We start from the raw sequence: 20,235 nt of genomic DNA, 5'->3' as shown, positions 1-20,235 counted from the left end.
TGACCGACACGGCCGACAGTTCCGGTTTGGCGGGCATCAACCTGCAACTGAGCGGTCGGGTCGTCCTGGTGACCGGCGGTGTGCGAGGGGTCGGTGCCGGAATCAGCGCCGTCTTCGCCGACCAGGGCGCGACCGTCGTGACGTGTGCGAGGCGCCCGGTCGAGGGGTCGCCGTATGAGTTTCACTCCTGCGACGTCCGCGACGACGAGTCGGTGAAGGCGCTCATCGGCGCCGTGGTCGCCGCTCATGGCCGCCTCGACGTGGTGGTCAACAATGCGGGCGGCTCGCCGTACGTGATCGCCTCCGAGGCGTCAGCCAAGTTCAGCACCAAGATTATCGAGCTCAATTTACTTGGGCCGCTGTCGGTTTCGACGCACGCCAACGTGGTAATGCAGTCGCAGGAACGCGGCGGCTCGATCGTCAACATCGCGAGCGTCAGTGGCAGGAGGCCGACGCCGGGCACCGTCGCCTACGGTGCGGCGAAGGCGGGCCTGGAGAACATCACCAGCACGCTCGCGGTCGAGTGGGCGCCCAAGGTGCGGGTGAACTCGGTGGTCGTCGGCATGGTCGAGACCGAGCAATCGGAACTGTTCTACGGCGACGCCGAGTCGATCGCCGCCATCTCGCGCAACGTGCCGCTCGGCAGGCTCGCGAAGCCTGCCGACGTCGGCTGGGCCGCAGCGTTCCTGGCAAGCGATGCGGCGGGTTACATCAGCGGCGCATCGCTCGAGGTGCACGGCGGTGGCGAGCCGCCGCACTACCTGGCAACCACCACCGCTGATATCAAATAGTCAAGGAGACAAGAGATATGGGATTGCTCGACGGTCGCGTGGTCATCGTGACGGGTGCCGGCGGCGGCATCGGCCGCGCGCATGCGCTGGCGTTCGCGGCGCACGGGGCGCGCGTCGTCGTGAACGATATCGGCGTCGGCCTCGACGGTTCGCCGGCCGGCGGCGGCAGCGCGGCGCAGAGCGTCGTCGACGAAATCGCCGCCGCGGGGGGCGAAGCCGTGACCAGCGGTGCCAACGTCGCGGACTGGACGCAGGCCGAAGGGCTGATCCAGACCGCCGTCGACAGCTTCGGCCGATTGGACGTGCTGGTGAACAACGCGGGGATCGTGCGCGATCGGATGTTCGCCAACACCAGCGAAGAGGAATTCGACGCGGTGATCGCCGTGCACCTCAAAGGGCACTTCGCCACGATGCGGCACGCGGCGGCCTACTGGCGCGCAGAGTCCAAGGCGGGCAACACGCCGGACGCGCGGATCATCAACACCAGCTCGGGTGCGGGCTTGCAGGGCAGTGTCGGACAGGCGAATTACAGCGCGGCCAAGGCGGGCATCGCCGCCATGACGTTGGTCGCCGCCGCCGAGATGGGCCGCTACGGCGTGACCGTTAACGCGATCGCGCCGTCCGCCCGCACGCGCATGACGGAGACGGTCTTCGCCGACATGATGTCGACCGAGGGCAACGACTTCGATTCGATGGCGCCGGAGAACATCTCGCCGCTCGTGGTGTGGCTGGGCAGTGCCGAGTCGCGCGACGTCACCGGCAAGATGTTCGAAGTCGAAGGCGGCATCATCCGCGTCGCGGAAGGGTGGGCGCGCGGACCCGAGGTCGACAAGAGTGCCCGGTGGGATCCCGCTGAGCTCGGACCGGTCGTCGCCGATCTATTGGCGAAAGCGCGTCCGGCGGTGCCGGTCTACGGCGCCTGAACGCAAGTCGGCCCCCTCTCGCAAATGAGAGAAGGGGCCGAACCTTCCAGCGGCGGTGACTGGCTCAGGCGGCGTCATTTGCGCCGTCTGCGACCTTCTTCGCGGTGTCGCCGACTTTCTTGATCGATGTGGCGATGTCGTTTCTCACGTCCTGTACGGCCTCACGGACGCGCTCGTTGTTGCGTGAGAGCCCGCCGGTGATCCGGCCGCCGGGGGTCACCTTGTTGCCCGCGGTGCGATTGGTTGTGCTGCCGGCGTTTGCAGTGAGCGCAGCCGCCGATGAGTTGGTCTCTGCGGCCCCCAGCCCCTGCACCGCGTTGCCGATGTCGATGACCGTGTCGGTACCGAACTTCGCGGTCGCCTTCGCGACGTCCTCGACGCCCTCCACTCCGGTTTCGACGCCGACGTCGCGGCTGAAGTTGTAGAGCGCGGTCTGCGGAGCGACGATCAGGTCGCGCGTGTTGACGAAGAGTTGCGTGGGCAGGTTGGCGGACCCGACTTCTTCACCGCCCCAACTCTTCAGAGTCCAGCTGCCGTCATCGTTCTTCTCGACCACCACGGTCTCGGTGTTGTCCAGCTGATGGGTGAGGAGCAGCAGTGGGTCGGGATTGTCGACGTTCATCATCGTCCAGAACATGATCGTTGCGCCGTGCGAGAAGACAACCGGTGTCTCGCTACCGTCGGTCTCCATCTGTTTCAAGGCGGCGTCGACCCGCGCATCGAACTCATTGCCGTCCTCGGAACCGGGGATCCGCACGAATCGAAGGCCCAGACTCCATGCGATCGGAGCGAGCGCATAGCCGAGCCGCCCGATCCCCTCGTCTTCTGACGAGCCCTCGAGAATGCCTGCGCTGATCTCCTGAAGGCCGTCGAGTACGCGGACGTCGCTGCCCGGAACGGTTCCCACGGCAACCTTCGCCTCATTCTCAGCTGAATCCGCACCGTATTCGATCCGCGCCGCATACGGTGTCGCGGTCTGTTGGGTTCGGATCATCGTCGATGCGTAGATTCCGCTGGGGTGCGCGGGCAGCTGCCCCGCCACTGTTCTCGCCTGGCTCCAGCCGAGTTCAGTTAGCCCCGGCCCCGGGACCTTCGTGTCGATGATGCCGTCCGCGTTGGCCTGCGACTCGGCGTGGCGGACGAACGTCACGGTCATCGCGCCGGCCGGGATGACCGCGAGGATGAACGAGATGACAGCGGTGAAAGCTGCTCCGATGACGCCCAGGACACGCCTGCTCGACGATTTGTGCATCCGATACTCCATCGTTGTGGATGTGTGAACCGGATCACTGTACACAACTGGAAATCTGTCTTGTACAGCGCGTCAAATACCCTCCTGATGGGAACCGCGTGTGAAAACCGGTTCAGGGGGCAATCATGATCACGTGAGGCGGATCACATTGCCGGTCGTTGTCGGCGCAGTGCTGTTGGTTTTGGCCGGATGCGGAGGTCAGAGGGGTGGTGACGGCGGGGAGGCAGCTTCCGAGCCGACGACCTGCACGGTCGAATCCGACGCCCGGCTGAGCATCGCCACCGGAAACACCACCGGCGTCTACTACAGCCTCGGCGGCGCGCTGGCCGAAGCGATCAGTGCGCAGACTGACGGCAAGCTGAAGGCCACTGCGGCCGAGACCTCAGCGTCGCTGCAGAACATCCAGCAGCTGGTCGCGGGCACGCATCAGGTCGCGTTCTCACTTGCCGACACCGCTGCCGACGCGGCCGAGGGCAAGGAATCCTTCGATTCACCGCAGCCGATCGCGGCGCTGGCGCGGCTGTACCTGAACTACACCCAGGTGGTCGCACGATCGAACTCGGGCATCAACTCGATCGCGGACATGCGCGGCAAGCGGGTGTCCACGGGGGCGCCCAACTCCGGTACCGAGGTGATCGCGAACCGGATGCTGACGGCAGCGGGCCTCGACCCGGCCAAGGACATCCAGGCACAGCGCACCGAATTGGGCAAGACGGTCGAAGGCATGAAGGACGGTTCGATCGACGCGATGTTCTGGTCGGGCGGCCTGCCCACGAGCGGCATCACCGACCTGTTCACCAGTCAGCGCGGCAACGTCAAGCTTCTCGATGTGACCAACACCTTGGACAAGTTGAAGGAGATCAACACGATCTACGAACGCGGCGTGATCCCGGCGGCGACCTACCAGTCTCCGGCTGACGTGCCGACCGTAGTTGTGCCGAATCTCCTTCTGGTGAACGAAGATATGGACGGCAATACGGCATGTGTGCTGACCAAGGCTCTGTTCGACCACAAGGCCGATCTGGTCAAGGTGAACAAGGCGGCCCAGGACATCAACCTGGATACGGCCCGACAGACCGACCCGGTGAAATTGCATCCGGGGGCCAAGAAGGCGTTGGACGAGCTCGGCGCGAAGAGCTGACCCAGACGGCAGCGGCCGCCTATGAAGAGGAGAAGCCGGCCCGCGAGCTGACCGGCTGGGTGCACCATGCGGTGACGGCCGTTTGCGTACTCATCGGTGTCTTCGCCATCTATCAGGTGTTCTTCCCGCTGGCGCAGGGCAACCAGGTTTCGCTGATCTACTTCCTTGCCGCGGTGCTGCCGTTGACGCTGCTCTGCTACCGCTCGGGGGTGCGGCTGCGCCGCAGGAAGAACGACTCGGACGAGCAGGTGGCGTCGAGGGGCAACCCGACGTTCGCGGATTGGCTCTTGGCAGCCGTTGCGCTGGTCGCCTGCCTCTACCCTGTGTTGCCAATCGAGATCGCCGGTGGTGGAGGCGGTTTCGACGAGTTCCTGAGCCGGCAGGGGACCCCCGCCACGATCGACGTGCTCGTCGGCACCGTCGTGCTCCTGCTGGTATTGGAGGCTTGCAGGCGGACCACCGGTCTCGCGTTGCCGCTCGTATGCCTGCTCGCGCTGGCGTATGCCTACTACGGTGGCTATCTGCCTCAGGGCGCGGCGATCGCGCACGCCGGGGTGGACTGGAACCAGATCATCAGTGCATCGTTCATTCAGTCGACCGGTCTCTACGGCGTGCCGTTGGACGTTGCCGCCACCTACATCGTGTTGTTCACGATCTACGGAGCGGTCCTCGACGCATCCGGCGCGAGCAGGTTCTTCATCGACCTGTCGCTCGCCGCATTTCGTCGATCGCGCGCGGCGCCTGGCCGGACCGTCACCCTCGCCGGATTCCTGCTCGGATCCGTATCCGGTTCCGGGACAGCGACAACCGTGAGCCTTGGCTCGGTGACATGGCCCATCCTCCGCCGTGCCGGGTATCCGAAGGAGAATGCGGGCGGGATGCTGGCCGCGGCGGGCATCGGCGCAATCCTGTCGCCGCCGACGCTGGGTGCGGCGGCGTTCATCATCGCGGAGTACCTCGGCGTTCCGTATCTGACCGTGCTGGTGTGGGCGGTCGTGCCGACGATCCTGTATTACCTCGGCATCCTTGTTGCGGTCGAGATCGATGCCCGCCGATGGAACACCCGCGAAGTCGAGATCAGCGAGCAGTCTGGCTGGCGACTGCTCGCCAGGTTCGGCTATCACTTCATCTCGCTGGTGATGATCGTGGTGTTCCTTGCCATGGACATCTCCGCGATCCGGGCGGTTACCTACGCCATCTTCGTCCAGATCGCGTTGTCCTTCTTGGACAAGGAACGCCGTTTGACGCCCGCCCGGTTGTACCGGTCGCTTGCCATCGGTGTGCGAGGCGTACTTGCCGTCGCCGCGGTGTGTGCAGCGGCAGGTGTCATCGCAGCGATGATCACCAGGACGGGCCTGGGTCTGCAGCTGAACTCTATTCTGGTGAACGCCGCCCGCGGCATCACCGAAAACCCAGCTCTGGTAGTCGTTTTCACGGCGATATTCGCCGCGTTGGCGGTCGCAGTCCTCGGGCTCGCAGTTCCCGTCACCGCTTCGTTCGTGATCAGCTGGGTGATCGTCGGCCCCGCACTTCAGGATCTCGGCGTCGCGGCGCCCGCGGTGGCCATGTTCGTCTTCTACTTCGCGGTGCTCTCGGAGGTGACGCCGCCAACGGCGCTGGCCTCGGTCGCCGCTTCGGCGATCACCGGTGGCCGGGTTATGGCGACGATGATGCAGACGTGGAAGTACACGCTGCCCGCCTTCCTCGTCCCGTTCGCCTTCGTGCTGACCGATAACGGCGAAGGTCTGCTCGGCTTGCGGTCTATCGGCGATATGGCTTGGACAGCAGCGGTTTCCGCATTGGGAGTCGCTGCGCTGGCGGTTGTCACCGGCGGCTGGCTACTGCGCCGTGCGGGTTGGCCGGAGCGGGTGCTGTGCGCACCGGCTGCCGCGTTGCTGCTCTATCTGCACCCGACGACCATCGTCATCGGTGCCGCGTTGTTCGCGGTCGCGATCGCGATCAACCTCGTCATGGCTCGCAGACGACCAACGGAATCACCCGATCTGTCGCCTCGCGATAATTTCGATACGGCGGGTACATTCTGACTAGTTTCGGCCAGAGGCGCTTGCGCTCCTCATCGGTCGCATCGCGCGCGATCAAGTCACGGTGTTCGCCGCGAATCTGGACGTGGACTTTCGGGTTCGACTGCAGGTTGTGATACCAACCGGGATTCGCGTCGCGGCCGCCGAAAGATGCGGGCAATATCACGCGATCGCCGTCGCGCAGGTACAGCGTTGGCGTCGTGCGGGGCTCTCCGGTCTTGCGGCCGGTCGTCGTCACCAGCGCCGCAGGAAACCAGAGCAACCGGGCGCCGACAATGCCGTCGGTCCGCTGGTAGGCCCAGATGTGTGCGCGGGCGAAGTACTTCATCGCCAGTGCGAGCGGTCGCGAGTTACGAATCCTCCCTGCCATACCCTGGGGTCTAACCGCGGTGCGGCCGTCGCAAACTATTTCTTGAGGCGACGGCTTCCGCCGTGCCAGTCCTCCTGCTTGCCAATCGATTCGGTGTCCGCCCCGAAACTGGCCAGCTGCGGACGCTCCCGCAGGCTGCGCTTGAGCTCCGCGAAGCCGCCGAACTCGGCCAGCCCGATCACGTGGTCCCACAGTCGCCCGGCATCCCCGACGCTCGGCAGCCTGCTTATCACCGGCCCGAAGAACGCCGTGCCGTCGGGCGGGTTGAAGTGCAGGATCGGAGTCCCGACGTCGCGACCGGTCAACGCGAGCGCTTCGTCTGTCTCGGCCCGAATCTCGTCATCCCACGAGGGGTCATCGAGGGCGTCCGCGAGATCCACGGGCAGCCCGGTATTGCGTAGCAACGGCTCGAGTACGCGCCTGGCGCCTTGGTCGGCACCCGACAGCGGGTCGACTTCGCGCGACGTGTCGAAGATGCGCGTGCCGATCGCCTCGTAGAGTGGGCCGACGGCATTGCGGCCGTGTTCGGCCCGTGTCCGTGCCGCGACTCGCAGAAGTTTCAGGCCGGATGTATGCCCGGCCTCGTACTCCGGTGGGAAGTGCGCGTCATAATCGATGTGCGTGTTGAGGATTCGTAGTGAAATGAAACGCCAGTCCACCTGATAGTCGCGTTGTTCGGCGACCATTCGCACCCACTTGCTTGTCATCCACGCGAATGGACAGACAGGGTCGAAATAGAAGTGCAGGTCGCTCATGTCGCGGCCCCAAGCCAATCAATCACCTATTCGGTTAAGAGTGATCTGGCTGTTGATGGTACTTGCGCACGGATCGCCGAGGGTCGTGGCTTGATCGACGACCACGTTGGTGATCGGGTTCGGCACGGGCGCGCTCGGCAACGCGAACGTGCCCGTGATCGATTTCGTGGTCCGACCCTTACCTTCCGCGCATTCAATGGGCCCCGAGGCCGTACCGCCCGTCCACCGACCATTCTCGAAGATGTAGTCGGCCGGAAATGCTGTGCTGCTGCCGGGCTGGTTTTCGTCCCTCTGGGTCAACGCGACCGTCGTCAGGCACTTGACGCCGGTACGCAGGCAGTGGGTATCCGCCTCCCAGACCTGGCTGAATTTCCAGTCGGGCTGATCGGCGGTGACCATGGAGCCGGAGTACTTTCCGCGTAATCCTGCGGCGGGCGAGGTGACACGCTTCGGCTGAGAAGCCGGGTCGGGCAAGGTCACGTCGGCCGGTACATCGCCTGTGCGGGTGAACGTGGCCGGGACGTCGGAGATGTTCATGCAGTCGTTCGTGCCGACGTACAGACCCTGGCCGGTCATCGGTCCGTCGTCCTTCGCTTCGACATTCCAGATACTGAAGTAGGGAGCCTTCACCGTCCTCAGATCCGGGTTGAGCTGACACGATCCGTCGGAGACCTCCTTCACGCTCAGCCAGTGCCCGTCGACGAGATCGAAGACCAATAATCCGGTGTTGGGCACCTCTTTCATGTCGTCGCCGAGCGTGAGCGCCGTTGCAGTGCATTCGTTGTCGGCGGCACACGCCGAACGCACCGCCAACTTGAACGGCTTCTTCTCATTGCTCGGATCTGGCGCGAAATTGACCTTGCGCTTGGACAAGTCGGTCTGGACTTCATAGAGGCCATCGAATTTCGGTCGGGCTGACGTTTTCGATTCGGATGACGACTTCGTTTCATCACCGGTCGAACACGACACGACCAGAGCAACGCCCGCCAACCCCGCAGCAACAGAGATTAATCGCATGGCACGAGTCTGGCGTACCGAGCGCCACGGGTCAGACGTTTGCCGGAACTAAAACTCAGGAGGTGATCAGGAACGGCCGGACGATCGCCCTGATGTGGTGGATTTGCCCGTCCTGCGCCGGAATCACGAACGTCTCGTCGACGTGAGCGCCCACCCGCCTGCCGGCGAACGACGGCTTCGTCGTCAAGTCGAAGCGCGCCCTCACCCGGTCGCCGTCGATGCTGAACTCCGGAGGGGTCGCCGACGCGATGACGCGGTACTGCGGGCCGCCGTTGAGGCTGCGCCGCAGGTGATCTCCCGAGAACCCGGTCTTGACACCGAATTCGATCCGCGTGCAGTCGGGCGCGAACGGCACGTCGTTCGCGTCGTGGCTCACCAACGCGTCGATGTAGGCCTGAGCGGCCGCGATCCGCTCGGCCTCGGTGCGCACCCGGGTTTCGGCCACTAGATGCGCTCGATGATGGTGCCGGTGGACAGTGCGCCGCCTGCACACATGGTGACCAGAGCGGTGCTCTGGTCCGTGCGCTCCAGCTCGTGCAACGCGGTGGTGATGAGCCTGCTGCCGGTGCTGCCGACGGGATGGCCCAGCGCGATGGCTCCGCCGTTGACGTTCACCTTGTCCATATCGGGGTTGTGTACCCGGGCCCACGACAGCACGACGGAGGCGAAGGCCTCGTTGATCTCGGTGATGTCGATGTCGCCCATCTTCATCCCGGCCTTCTCGAGCACCTTCGTGGTTGACTGCACCGGCCCGTCGAGGTGGTAGTACGGCTCGGCGCCGACGAGAGCCTGGCTGATGATCCGCGCCCTCGGCCGCAGCCCCAGCGCCTTCGCCTTGTCCTCGTCCATCCACAGCACCGCGGCGGCGCCGTCGGAGATCTGCGACGACGTGCCGGCGGTGTGGATGCCGCCGTCGATCACCGGTTTCAGCGACGCGAGGCCTTCCTTGGTGGTGTCGCGCAGCCCTTGGTCACGGGTCACGAAGGCGCGCTCGGACGTCGGCTGCTTCTGCTCGTCGAGCACCGGCGCCTCGATGGGACTGATCTCGCGGTCGAACCGGCCCTCGGCCCAGGCCTGCTTGGCCCTGGCCTGCGACTGGAAACCCCACTCGTCGATGTCGTCGCGGGTGATGCCGCGGCGCTTGGCGATCCGCTCGGCGGCGGTGAACTGGTCGGGTAGGTCGATGTCCCACGACGACGGACGCAGCACCGAGCGGTCGGGTCCCGCGTTGGCGCCGAGGCCGATCGCACTCATCGCCTCGATACCGCATGCGACGCCTACGTCGATCGCGCCCGCCGCGATGAGCCCGGCGATCAGGTGGTTGGCCTGTTGGCCGCTGCCGCACTGGCAATCCACGGTGGTGGCGCCGACGTGCTCGGGCAACCCCGCGACCAGCCATGCGACCCGGCTGATGTTGTTGGACTGCGCGGCGAACTGAGTCACGCACCCGCCGATGACCTGCTCGACCTCACCGGCGTCGATGCCGGCCTTCTCCACGACAGCCCTCTGTACCGCGCCGAGGAGCTCGGTCGGATGTAGACCTGACAGCCATCCATTGCGCTTGCCGATCGGGCTGCGGGTGGCTTCAACGATTACCGGGTTACCCATTCCGCCAGGCTAGAACACGTTTCATTAGTCTGACAAGCTGCGTCGCCGCCGAGTCTTTGATCTGCGCAGAAGGCATGTTTTACTGGCACTAGAACACGTTGCAATTGAGGAGCCCTTGTTATGCCATGCCCCATCTCGCCCGACTTCGACTTCCTCGACGCCACACTGAACCTCGAGCGTCTGCCTGTCGAGGAGCTCGCTGAGCTCCGCAAGTCCGAGCCTATCCACTGGGTCGACGTGCCCGGCGGCACCGGAGGGTTCGGCGACAAGGGCTATTGGCTGGTTACCAAGCACGCCGACGTCAAAGAGGTCTCCAAGCGCAACGACGTCTTCGGCAGCTCGCCCGACGGCGCGATTCCGACCTGGCCGCAGGGGATGACCCGCGAGGCAATCGACCTGCAGAGGGCCGTCCTGTTGAACATGGACGCGCCACAGCACACCAGGCTGCGCAAGATCATTTCGCGTGGCTTCACCCCGCGAGCCGTCGGACGGCTCGAGGAGGAACTGCGCAACCGGGCTCAGAAGATCGCCGAGACCGCAGCGGCCGAGGGGTCGGGGGATTTCGTCGAGCAGGTGTCCTGCGAGCTCCCGCTTCAGGCGATCGCCGACCTGCTCGGCGTTCCGCAGGAGGACCGGGACAAGCTCTTCCGCTGGTCCAATGAGATGACCGCGGGTGAGGACCCTGAGTACGCCGACATCGACCCTGCGGTGTCCTCGTTCGAACTGATCCAGTACGCGATGCAGATGGCAGAGGAGCGGGCGAAGAACCCGGCCGATGACATCGTCACTACCCTCATCGAGGCGGACATCGAGGGCGAGAAGCTCTCCGACGACGAGTTCGGCTTCTTCGTCGTGATGCTCGCCGTCGCAGGCAATGAGACCACGCGTAACTCCATCACCCACGGCATGATCGCGTTCTCACAGAACCCCGATCAGTGGGAGCTGTACAAGACGGAACGTCCCGAGACCGCGGCTGACGAGATCGTCCGCTGGGCGACGCCGGTTTCGGCGTTCCAGCGCACCGCGCTGTCCGACACCGAGTTGGGCGGCGTGAAGATCAAGAAGGGCGAGCGAGTTGTGATGTCTTATCGCTCAGCCAATTTCGACGAAGAGGTCTTCACCGACCCGCACACGTTCAACATCATGCGCGACCCGAATCCCCACGTCGGCTTCGGCGGCACCGGCGCGCACTACTGCATCGGCGCCAACCTGGCCAAGATGACCATCAATCTGATCTTCAATGCCGTGGCCGACCACATGCCTGACCTCAAGCCCATCGGTGAGCCGGAGCGGCTCATGTCAGGATGGCTCAACGGCATCAAGCACTGGCAAGTGGATTACACCGGCAAGTGCCCGGTCGCTCACTGACCCGCAGGCGAATCAAGGAGGATTCCGGTGGACTTCAGCCCGGACGAACGGCAGCAAGCTGTCGCCGACGTCGTCACCTCGGTTCTGGAGCGTGACAACAGCTGGGACGCATTGGTCGCGGGAGGGGTGACGGCGTTCGGTGCGCCGGAGCGCATCGGCGGCGACGGTGTCGGCCTCCCGGAGTTGGCCGCGGCACTGTCGGAAGTCGGCAGGCACGGCACCACGGGCCCGGCGTTGGCCGTACTCGGCGCCACCGCGGTACTGCTGGACCTGGCGTCTGAGGCGCAGCAGGATCGTCACCTGGCCGGTGTCGCGAAGGGTTCGATCGTGACGCTGGCCCTCAACGAGCCGGGCGCCGCGCTGCCCGACAAGCCCGCGGTTGTGCTGGCGGGCGGCAGGCTCAACGGCACAAAGATCGGCGTTCCGTATGCAGGACAAGCGGATTGGATCGTCGTGACAGCAGACACCGGGGTGGTGGTCGTGGATGCGCGAGCCGGCGGTGTGCAGGTCACGCAGACCCCGACATCAAACCACTCGGAGGAGTATGCGGTGACGTTCTCCGACATCGCCGTTCCCGACGACGACGTGTTGGACGGTGCGCAGGCGAAGCGGGTCAACCAGTCGGCGCTCGCGACCACCGGCGCATACGCCGCAGGCCTGGTTGCCGGTGCGCTGCGGCTGACCGCAGACTATGTCGCCACCCGCGAGCAGTTCGGCAAGCCGTTGTCGACATTTCAGACGGTGGCCGCACAGCTTGCTGAGGTTTACATCGCCTCGCGCACACTGACATTGGCCGCCAACTCGGTGGTGTGGCGACTATCTGAAGGGTGCGACGCCGAGGAGGATCTCGACGTTCTCGGCTATTGGCTTGCCTCGCAGGCGCCGCCGGTGATGCAGCTGTGCCACCACTTACACGGCGGCATGGGCATGGACATCGCCTATCCGATGGACCGTTATTACTCGACGATCAAGGATCTGGCCCGCCTTGTCGGCGGCCCGTCACACCGCCTCGACCTGGTGGGAGAGCTATGTACATCGAACTGACCCCCGAACAGAGGCAGCTGCAAGCCGAACTGCGGGAATACTTCTCGAACCTCATCTCCGCAGAAGAGGCCGCGGAGATGGAGAAGAATCGCCACGGCAAGGCTTACCGTGCGGTGATCAAGCGGATGGGAAGCGACGGCAAGCTCGGCGTCGGATGGCCAAAGGAGTTCGGTGGCCTGGGCTTAGGCCCGATCGAGCAGTCGATCTTCGTCAACGAGGCACACCGCGCCGACGTGCCGTTGCCCGCGGTGACGCTGCAGACCGTCGGCCCGACCCTGCAGCAGTACGGCACCGAGCTGCAGAAGAAGAAGTTCCTGCCCGGCATTCTCGCCGGTGAGATTCACTTCGCGATCGGCTACACCGAACCGGAGGCAGGCACTGACCTCGCCTCGCTGCGCACCACCGCAGTGCGTCACGGTGACGAATACATCGTGAACGGCCAGAAGGTGTTCACCACCGGTGGCCACGATGCTGACTACGTGTGGCTGGCCTGCCGCACCGATCCGGATGCCGCCAAACACAAGGGCATTTCGATGCTCATCGTCGATACCTCCGACCCCGGCTATTCGTGGACACCGATGATCCTGTCCGATGGTGCACACCACACCAACGCCACGTACTACAACGACGTCCGGGTTCCTGCCGACATGCTCGTCGGCGAGGAGAACGCCGGCTGGCGGCTGATCACCACCCAACTCAACAACGAGCGGGTGATGTTGGGGCCCGCAGGCCGATTCGCGGCGCTTTACCACCGCATCCATGCATGGGCTTCCAAGCCGGGTAGCAACGGCGACACCCCGATCGACCACGACGACGTCAAGAGGTCGCTCGGCGAGCTCAAGGCGATGTGGCGCATCAACGAACTGCTCAACTGGCAGGTCGCGGCGTCCGGCGAGAACATCGATGTCGCCGACGCGGCGGCAACGAAAGTATTCGGCACCGAGCGCATTCAGTATGCGGGCCGCCTGGCTGAGGAGATCGTCGGCGCGCACGGTAACCCGGCCGACCCGGACACCGCCGAACTGCTCGAGTGGTTGGACAGCCAGACGAAGCGGAATTTGGTCATCACCTTCGGGGGCGGTGTGAACGAGGTGATGCGCGAGATGATCGCGGCTGCAGGCCTGAAGGTGCCGAGGGTTCCCAGGTGATTGGCGATGAGCGCTCGCGCGAAGAGTACACGGCAGAGGAGATTCACAAGACCGTCGACGAGATCAAGGCAGCGGGGCCGAGCAAGGCGCGGGTCGGTCGAGATCCGGTGAATCAGCCGATGATCCGGCATTGGGTCGACGCCATCGGCGATGACAACCAGATCTACGGCGACGAGGCGGCGGCCAAGGCAGCGGGACATCCTGGAATCGTCGCACCGCCTGCGATGATCCAGGTGTGGACGATGATGGGCTTGGGCGGCCACCGTCCCGGTGACGACCCGATCGGCCCGATCATGGAGTTGTTCGACAGCGCAGGGTTCGTCGGCGTCGTAGCGACCAACTGCGACCAGACCTACCACCGCTATCTGCGGCCCGGTGAGGACGTCAGCGTCGTCGCCGAACTGACCGACGTCGTCGGCCCGAAAAACACCGCGCTCGGTGAGGGCTATTTCATCAGCCAGAAGATCACGTGGCAGGTGTGCGACGGGGATGTCGCCGAAATGGACTGGCGCATCCTGAAGTTCAGGCCCGCCGATGCCGACCAGCCGGAGAGCACACCGGTGCCCGAGGATCTCGACGCGGACTCGATGATGCGACCGGCCTCCTCGCGCGACACCAAGTTTTTCTGGGACGGTGTGAACGCCCACGAGTTGCGCATCCAGAAGCGTGGCCCGAGTGCTGGAGGCGGCCTGCAGCACCCGCCGGTGCCCGCGCTGTGGAAGGACCACAAAGACGATGTGGCGCCTTCCGATTATCTCGTCGCCAGTGGCAAGGGCACGGTGTTCAGTTTCGTGGTGCACCATGCGCCGAAGGTGCCCGGACGCACTCTGCCGTTTGTGATCGCACTCGTCGAACTCGAGGAAGGGGTCCGGATGCTCGGTGAGCTCCGCGGCGCCGACCCGTCCACCGTGGAGATCGGAATGCCCGTGCGCGCAACGTATATCGACTTCCCCCAAGGGGACAATGGACCGGCATGGACCTTGTACGCCTGGGAGCCGGACGCGTGAGCGCAGCCAAAATTCCGTCCAACCCGGCGGTCGGCACGAAGCTGCCGGAGCTGTCGCTGTACGGCGACCCGACGTTCATCGTGTCGACGGCGATCGCCACCCGTGACTACCAGGATGTCCACCACGACCGTGACAAGGCGCAGGCGAAGGGTTCCAAGGACATCTTCGTCAACATCCTCACCGACACCGGGCTGGTGCAGCGGTTCGTCACCGACTGGGCGGGCCCGACGGCGATCGTGAAGTCGATCAAGCTGCGGCTCGGAGTGCCGTGGTACGCGTACGACACGGTGACGTTCAAGGGCGAGGTGACGGATGTATCCGACGGGTTGATCACGGTGAAAGTCGTTGGCAGCAACAGCCTCGGCGACCATGTGATCGCCACCTCGACGCTGACGATCGGAGATGCATGAGCGGCCCGTTGAGCGGCAAGGCAGCGATCGTCGGGATCGGCGCCACCGACTTCTCGAAGAACTCGGGCCGCAGCGAGCTTCGCCTCGCCTCAGAAGCGGTGCTCGACGCGCTCGACGACGCCGGGCTGACGCCCGCGGATGTCGACGGCATGGTCACGTTCACGATGGACTCCAATACCGAGGTCGCGATCGCGCGGGCCACCGGCATCGGTGAGCTCAAGTTCTTCTCGAAGATCCACCACGGTGGTGGGGCGGCCTGCGCGACGGTGCAGCAGGCGGCGATCGCCGTCGCGACTGGTGTTGCGGATTGCGTTGTCGCCTATCGCGCGTTCAACGAGAGATCGGGTCAGCGGTTCGGCCAGGTGCAGATGCGGCTGGTCGAGAACGCCGATTCGACCGGCGTCGACAACTCGTTCTCCTACCCGCACGGCCTGTCCACACCGGCGGCACAGGTGGCGATGATCGCCCGGCGGTACATGCATCTCTCTGGGGCGACAAGCAGGGATTTCGGCGCCGTTTCGGTCGCTGATCGCAAGCACGCCGCCAAGAACCCGAAAGCGTATTTCTACGAGAAGCCGATAACCATTGAGGACCACCAGAACTCGCGGTGGATCGCCGAGCCGCTGCGGCTGCTCGACTGCTGCCAGGAGACCGACGGCGGCGTAGCGCTCGTGATCACGTCGGCGGAGCGGGCGAAGGACCTCAAGCACCGGCCCGCGGTGATCGAGGCTGCGTCGCAGGGTGCCAGCCCGGATCAGTACTCGATGGTGAGCTATTACCGGCCCGAATTGGGGCTGCCCGAAATGGGTTTGGTCGGCAGGCAGCTGTGGGAACAGTCCGGGCTGAATCCGACCGACATCCAGACGGCGATCCTGTACGACCACTTCACGCCCTTCACGCTGATTCAGCTGGAGGAGCTCGGCTTCTGTGGGAAGGGCGACGCCAAGGATTTCATCGCCGACGGCGCGGTCGAAGTCGGTGGCAGGTTGCCCATCAACACGCACGGGGGTCAGCTCGGCGAGGCCTACATTCACGGGATGAACGGGATCGCAGAAGGTGTGCGGCAGTTGCGCGGCTCGTCGGTCAACCCGGTGCCAGATGTCGAACATGTACTGGTGACGGCGGGCACGGGCGTTCCGACGTCCGGGCTGATCTTGGGCTGACCGCTCGAACAGAATCTCGACCGACACCGCACGTCGACGGGCGGCGCGTTCGCACGACTGGATCCTGCAGTGTCGTTCGAATGACCCGGTGGCGAGAGGGTTCGGGAGAATATCGTCGTCAGTCACCTATGCGGTTCAGGATTGACGTCCTCTCCGCGGTGCCAGGACAGTCACCGCCAACTCTTTCCAAGCTATATGCCAGCGTCAGCGACTGAATCGGGTCCGGTACGGGGGGGGGCGGCAACGCGAACTTGACGGAACCAGTCGCACCGGAGCTCTTTTCGCTCGTTCCCTCACCACAGGGTTGTGGGCCGCCACCCGGTTTGATCCCCGTCCATTGGCCATCGACATAAACGAATTCGTCGATGTAAGGAACCTTGCCGGTTGACGGGTCAGGAGCAATATCGACGAGCGTCACGCAGCGCTCGCCCGTCCGCAGGCAGTGATTGTTCGGTGTCCACGTGCCCGTGGGCTGGTGAGGTTGATCTTTGAATGCCGCCACGTAGCGGCCGCGGAACGATTGGGCGGGTGAGGAAACGAGTGGCGGTTGGCTCGTCGGATCTGCGATCGTCACGCCCTCGGGATTCTCTCCCCTCCTAGTTGCGGTTATTTGCCACTGAAGGACGGTTCTGCAGGCGTCGGTGACAATGTTGTATGCCGTGCCTGACAGCGTTCCATCCTGATGCGGTTTGAGCGAGATAACGAACCAGACCTGCGCAGTCTTGGACTCCCCGGTCGACTTCACTTCACAGGTGGTGGAATTCGTGTCCGATACACCCAACCATCGGCCGTCGACGAAGTCGAAAACCATCTGCTGGGCCGGCGGAGAGGTTCTGTCCTTCAGGAGAGATCCCGTCGCCACGCAACCGTCGTCTGAGCAGGTTGAACGGAAAGCCCATCCTGCGCTGTACGGAGCCTTAGGGTCTTCCCAAGGTTGGCCGTTTCGCATGGCACCTCCCTCAGGAAATGCCACTTCATAAAGTCCGTCGAGCTGTGGATCGGAACTGCCTGTTGCGTTTGTCGGGGAGTTGGAGCGGTTCCCGAAAGAGAAGCAGCCGACGAGTATTGGGAAGACAAGCAATATTGCAATCACCACACGAGCCACGGCCGCCATTTCCTACCCCATTCGATCTCGATCGTGGAAGCAAATTCGATCGCCGTCAAGGCTGCATCGCCTGACGCGAGGACCTCGAGGTGCACCGGCGGTCCAGACCGGTGAATCCACGGCACGAGTGCGCGATCTCATGACAACCGTCGGCGCGGACCAGCTAGCTGTCCACTCTGTGCCTAGGTTCATTCTCGGTGCCCCGCTTGGCCGCCTCAGGCAGGCCAGTAGGCGCGTTGGGCTCGGTTGCGACAGCTTCACCGCGCTCCGGAGGCGAGTCCAATCCCGTAGTTATAGCTTCGTGCGGTTCGCGTGGACCTTGGTCCAACCGGAAGGGAGGATATTCGTCGCACATGAGTGACGCATATGCCCTCACGCGAAGCACCCAGCGGTCGATGCCGACGATGAGGTCGAACAGCCCGGGCGGGTAGCGCCCGTTGAACAGGAGCGCTATCGCGGAGATGACCACCAATAGGACAAGCAGCGAGAGACTGAATCCGCCCGGACGAAAGATGAACCGCAACACTGGCAAGAGGAAAGCCAAGACGATCAGATAGTGCGGGATCGCCAGCAGCCACCACTTCACCACGACCAGCCCACGCGACAGCTGCTCGGGATAATCAACGTCAAGATCGGCCGGGTAATCAACGCTGCGGAGCGTAAACGGCGGGTACTTGTCGGTGCCGAGCGCCGAGTAGGTGTAGAAATCCACCCGCCATTGCCACCGTAGTACGCCCACGTTGAAGTCGAACAGGGCTCGTGGGTACCGGGTGGTGAAGAGTATCGCGAAGAAGGCGATGATGGTCACCACGAAGTACGCGATGTTCAGGAAAATTAGTACGACCCAATGCGGTATGGCCAGCAGCCACTTCACCAACCACAACCACCGAGTCACCGATGTGTCGAGGTCTCCTCGGACCCGCACTGGATAAGCCGAGATGTCACTGGACCTCGTCACGTCCTGGCCTTTCGTCGGTAGTCGAGCCACTCGAGCGTCAAAGTATTGAAGGTACTGCAGTTCGATGCACCGACACGCCGGTACAGGCATCATCGCCGCAAACCAACCAAGTTATTGCTCAGCACCACGGTGGCGGACGACCGAGCGAGGACGGGTGCGTCATTGTTCGACCACCCCAGGGGCAGCAATCTCTATGACAAGGGCTAGTTTCGTATACCACAGTTGCTGCTGCCACCACATGGTTTCACCGAACTGGTTCAACGTGTGCGTCGTCTCCAACACGGGCACGTTGCTCGGTCTAAGCTCTAGCGCTTAGAGACACTAGCTTAATGATCGTGAATTGACGCCGCGCACCTACTCGGACGGCCCAGCCCATTAACGAACCCCCACCTGCCCAGACATGCGCGTCACCTGCAGCGACTGCCTCCGGTCAATTTTCGACAGTCAACTGGCGACGGCCGATTTATTGTGACCGCAGTTGTTGTCAGTGACTCCTAGGAGGGCTTTGCCGGGTTTCATAACCGGGGACTGTCGCGACGATAAATCTGTCCGTCAATACGACTTCGCTTCAGGATATCGGTGTGATCCTTGACACATTGCTCAGCAAAGCGATAGTTTCTCAGCTGTCTTTAAGCTTTAATTCGCGTGGGGGTGCGCGGAAGCGGGAAGGTGGGGCTGATGCCTCTGCATAGCAAAGGTGCTTCCGTCGGAACTTCAGCGTCCGACGTGAGCGAGGCAAGGGACATCACCCGAGCTCCTCCATGTCTCGGGTCAACCGAGGCTGGCCCAAGTGCTGCCGCGGTCGCGCAACGCCACAGATCGCACGCTTAAGCAGTTGGAATTCACCAGGCCAGTCGTCTATCAGACGCACGAAAGCCTCTACAACTAAATAATTTTCGCGGTGAACCGAAGGTTTGCCCAACAGCAAGGAGGAGGCCGGCTGATGTCGGACCCGAAATTTCTTTCCCGCGCCGGTGCAGAGCCGACCAAGCGCGGACAGCATCGTCGCGCTGTGAAGCGACCATCGTCGCGGATCACGCATACCTTGAGTAGCGCCTTCATGACGATCGCGTTGGTTCTGGGCGTCGTCGCGTATTACGCGCTGCCGGATAGCCCCGTTTATCCCTCGCAGATTCAGCTCACGACCGAGGGCGAGGAGAGCGGCACTGATGGCGGCGCCACAGGTGGCACTGACGCCGGCCCAGGCATCGGGCAGAAGATCAGAGATGCCATCACTGGAATTGCGGGCAATCCCGGTGGCGGCGGTTCGAGCACAAAGAGCGGTAATAACGAACCCCCACTTGTCTTGATTAACGGCGCCCCGGTCGAGAAGGGCAAGCCGGACACCCCGGGCGGTGACACCCCGGGCGGTGACACCCCGGGCAACGACACTCCGGGCAACGACACCCCGGGCAACGACACTCCGGGCAACGACACCCCGGGCAACGACACCCCGGGCAACGACACCCCGGGCAACGACACCCCGGGCGGTGACACCCCGGGCAACGACACCCCGGGCGGTGACACTCCGGGCAACGACACCCCGGGCAACGACACCCCGGGCAACGACACCCCGGGCGGTGACACCCCGGGCAACGACACCCCGGGCAACGACACCCCGGGCGGTGACACTCCGGGCAACGACACCCCGGGCGGTGACACTCCGGGCAACGACACCCCGGGCAACGACACTCCGGGCAACGACACTCCGGGCAACGACACCCCGGGCGGTGACACTCCGGGCAACGACACCCCGGGCGGTGACACTCCGGGCAACGACACCCCGGGCGGTGACACCCCGGGCAACGACACCCCGGGCGGTGACACCCCGGGCAACGACACCCCGGGCGGTGACACTCCGGGCAACGACACCCCGGGCGGTGACACTCCGGGCAACGACACCCCGGGCGGTGACACTCCGGGCAACGACACCCCGGGCGGTGACACTCCGGGCAACGACACCCCGGGCGGTGACACTCCGGGCAACGACACCCCGGGCGGTGACACTCCGGGCAACGACACCCCGGGCAACGACACCCCGGGTAACGAGCCAGATGACCCGTTCGGTGGCTTCCTCGGCGGCTTCTCATTCGGCAGCTTCGTGGAACCGTTCACCAATTTCATCTTCGGGGA

Annotated in this window: 19 protein-coding genes; 10 read left to right on the top strand and 9 right to left on the bottom strand. The window is 64.2% G+C overall.

Annotation, left to right across the window (positions count from 1 at the left end; genetic code table 11):
- Positions 1-26: 26 nt before the first annotated feature.
- Positions 27-791 carry an SDR family oxidoreductase gene (locus C6A82_RS23800; RefSeq protein ID WP_233216801.1) on the top strand — a complete coding sequence of 255 codons (765 nt, stop codon included), beginning with the start codon at positions 27-29 and terminating at the stop codon, positions 789-791.
- Positions 792-808: 17 nt separating this feature from the next.
- Complete coding sequence (locus tag C6A82_RS23795) at positions 809-1,714, top strand: SDR family oxidoreductase (RefSeq protein WP_105342975.1); 906 nt, start codon at positions 809-811, stop codon at positions 1,712-1,714.
- Between the two features lie 64 nt (positions 1,715-1,778).
- On the opposite strand, the gene C6A82_RS23790 is transcribed toward C6A82_RS23795, so the two are convergent.
- Positions 1,779-2,966 (bottom strand): histidine phosphatase family protein, encoded by a 1,188-nt coding sequence (locus C6A82_RS23790; RefSeq protein ID WP_158261603.1) that lies wholly within the window; start codon positions 2,964-2,966, stop codon positions 1,779-1,781.
- Positions 2,967-3,099: 133 nt separating this feature from the next.
- Here C6A82_RS23790 and C6A82_RS23785 point away from each other — a divergent pair, with 133 nt between their 5' ends.
- Complete coding sequence (locus C6A82_RS23785; protein WP_199193642.1) at positions 3,100-4,107, top strand: TAXI family TRAP transporter solute-binding subunit; 1,008 nt, start codon at positions 3,100-3,102, stop codon at positions 4,105-4,107.
- Positions 4,108-4,178: 71 nt separating this feature from the next.
- Positions 4,179-6,152, top strand: a complete 1,974-nt coding sequence (locus tag C6A82_RS23780; RefSeq protein WP_311101508.1) for a TRAP transporter fused permease subunit — start codon at positions 4,179-4,181, stop codon at positions 6,150-6,152.
- Here the strand turns inward: C6A82_RS23780 and C6A82_RS23775 are convergent.
- The 5 genes from C6A82_RS23775 to C6A82_RS23755 are packed head-to-tail and all read right to left on the bottom strand — an operon-like array spanning position 6,076 to position 9,899.
- Positions 6,076-6,519 (bottom strand): nitroreductase family deazaflavin-dependent oxidoreductase, encoded by a 444-nt coding sequence (locus C6A82_RS23775; protein WP_105342444.1) that lies wholly within the window; start codon positions 6,517-6,519, stop codon positions 6,076-6,078. The two genes, C6A82_RS23780 and C6A82_RS23775, sit on opposite strands and share 77 nt — an antisense overlap.
- A gap of 35 nt (positions 6,520-6,554) precedes the next feature.
- Positions 6,555-7,274 (bottom strand): hypothetical protein, encoded by a 720-nt coding sequence (locus tag C6A82_RS23770; protein WP_105342442.1) that lies wholly within the window; start codon positions 7,272-7,274, stop codon positions 6,555-6,557.
- Positions 7,275-7,292: 18 nt separating this feature from the next.
- Positions 7,293-8,291 carry a hypothetical protein gene (locus C6A82_RS23765; RefSeq protein ID WP_158261593.1) on the bottom strand — a complete coding sequence of 333 codons (999 nt, stop codon included), beginning with the start codon at positions 8,289-8,291 and terminating at the stop codon, positions 7,293-7,295.
- A 55-nt stretch (positions 8,292-8,346) separates the two neighbouring features.
- Entirely contained in the window at positions 8,347-8,736 is a 390-nt protein-coding gene (locus tag C6A82_RS23760) for a nuclear transport factor 2 family protein (RefSeq protein ID WP_233216772.1), read from the bottom strand.
- Complete coding sequence (locus tag C6A82_RS23755; RefSeq protein WP_105342438.1) at positions 8,736-9,899, bottom strand: steroid 3-ketoacyl-CoA thiolase; 1,164 nt, start codon at positions 9,897-9,899, stop codon at positions 8,736-8,738. The genes C6A82_RS23760 and C6A82_RS23755 overlap by 1 nt, the downstream gene beginning before the upstream one ends.
- Positions 9,900-10,019: 120 nt before the next feature.
- On the opposite strand from C6A82_RS23755, the gene C6A82_RS23750 reads away from it, so the two are divergent.
- From C6A82_RS23750 to C6A82_RS23725, 6 genes are read left to right on the top strand one after another with little or no spacing between them, the layout of a single operon-like run.
- Positions 10,020-11,267: a cytochrome P450 gene (locus C6A82_RS23750; RefSeq protein ID WP_105342437.1), complete on the top strand. Its 1,248-nt coding sequence runs from the start codon at positions 10,020-10,022 to the stop codon at positions 11,265-11,267.
- A 27-nt stretch (positions 11,268-11,294) separates the two neighbouring features.
- Positions 11,295-12,311 carry an acyl-CoA dehydrogenase family protein gene (locus tag C6A82_RS23745; RefSeq protein WP_105342434.1) on the top strand — a complete coding sequence of 339 codons (1,017 nt, stop codon included), beginning with the start codon at positions 11,295-11,297 and terminating at the stop codon, positions 12,309-12,311.
- Complete coding sequence (fadE29, locus tag C6A82_RS23740; protein WP_311101507.1) at positions 12,296-13,459, top strand: acyl-CoA dehydrogenase FadE29; 1,164 nt, start codon at positions 12,296-12,298, stop codon at positions 13,457-13,459. Before C6A82_RS23745 ends, fadE29 begins: the two co-directional genes overlap by 16 nt.
- Before the next feature lie 41 nt (positions 13,460-13,500).
- A complete protein-coding gene (locus C6A82_RS23735) occupies positions 13,501-14,466 on the top strand; it encodes a bifunctional MaoC family dehydratase N-terminal/OB-fold nucleic acid binding domain-containing protein (RefSeq protein WP_396836836.1) in 966 nt (321 codons plus the stop codon).
- 11 nt (positions 14,467-14,477) lie between these two features.
- Complete coding sequence (locus C6A82_RS23730; RefSeq protein WP_142405818.1) at positions 14,478-14,876, top strand: MaoC family dehydratase; 399 nt, start codon at positions 14,478-14,480, stop codon at positions 14,874-14,876.
- Entirely contained in the window at positions 14,873-16,039 is a 1,167-nt protein-coding gene (locus C6A82_RS23725; RefSeq protein WP_105341476.1) for a lipid-transfer protein, read from the top strand. The genes C6A82_RS23730 and C6A82_RS23725 overlap by 4 nt, the downstream gene beginning before the upstream one ends.
- 118 nt (positions 16,040-16,157) lie before the next feature.
- Here the strand turns inward: C6A82_RS23725 and C6A82_RS23720 are convergent, their stop codons facing one another.
- From C6A82_RS23720 to C6A82_RS27020, 3 genes are all read right to left on the bottom strand, one after another.
- Positions 16,158-16,901, bottom strand: coding sequence for a hypothetical protein (locus C6A82_RS23720; protein ID WP_311101506.1), 744 nt, complete (start codon positions 16,899-16,901; stop codon positions 16,158-16,160).
- 406 nt (positions 16,902-17,307) lie between these two features.
- A complete protein-coding gene (locus C6A82_RS23715) occupies positions 17,308-18,102 on the bottom strand; it encodes a DUF4389 domain-containing protein (protein WP_233216700.1) in 795 nt (264 codons plus the stop codon).
- 745 nt (positions 18,103-18,847) lie between these two features.
- Complete coding sequence (locus tag C6A82_RS27020; RefSeq protein ID WP_396836835.1) at positions 18,848-20,158, bottom strand: histone H1-like repetitive region-containing protein; 1,311 nt, start codon at positions 20,156-20,158, stop codon at positions 18,848-18,850.
- Positions 20,159-20,235 lie beyond the last annotated feature (77 nt).

Origin of the sequence: Mycobacterium sp. ITM-2016-00318 (assembly GCF_002968285.2) — a bacterium.
Lineage (GTDB): Bacteria > Actinomycetota > Actinomycetes > Mycobacteriales > Mycobacteriaceae > Mycobacterium.
Note: the sequence above shows the minus strand (reverse complement) of the source record. Positions and strands in the feature narration are given on the sequence as shown.

Excerpts from the sequence above, each read along its gene's own strand:
- C6A82_RS23790 (WP_158261603.1), bottom strand. The coding sequence starts at position 2,966 with ATGCACAAATCGTCGAGCAGGCGTGTCCTGGGCGTCATCGGAGCAGCT.
- C6A82_RS23725 (WP_105341476.1), top strand. The coding sequence starts at position 14,873 with ATGAGCGGCCCGTTGAGCGGCAAGGCAGCGATCGTCGGGATCGGCGCC.
- C6A82_RS23750 (WP_105342437.1), top strand. The coding sequence starts at position 10,020 with ATGCCATGCCCCATCTCGCCCGACTTCGACTTCCTCGACGCCACACTG.
- C6A82_RS23755 (WP_105342438.1), bottom strand. The coding sequence starts at position 9,899 with ATGGGTAACCCGGTAATCGTTGAAGCCACCCGCAGCCCGATCGGCAAG.
- fadE29 (WP_311101507.1), top strand. The coding sequence starts at position 12,296 with ATGTACATCGAACTGACCCCCGAACAGAGGCAGCTGCAAGCCGAACTG.
- C6A82_RS23770 (WP_105342442.1), bottom strand. The coding sequence starts at position 7,274 with ATGAGCGACCTGCACTTCTATTTCGACCCTGTCTGTCCATTCGCGTGG.
- C6A82_RS23765 (WP_158261593.1), bottom strand. The coding sequence starts at position 8,291 with ATGCGATTAATCTCTGTTGCTGCGGGGTTGGCGGGCGTTGCTCTGGTC.
- C6A82_RS23775 (WP_105342444.1), bottom strand. The coding sequence starts at position 6,519 with ATGGCAGGGAGGATTCGTAACTCGCGACCGCTCGCACTGGCGATGAAG.
- C6A82_RS23795 (WP_105342975.1), top strand. The coding sequence starts at position 809 with ATGGGATTGCTCGACGGTCGCGTGGTCATCGTGACGGGTGCCGGCGGC.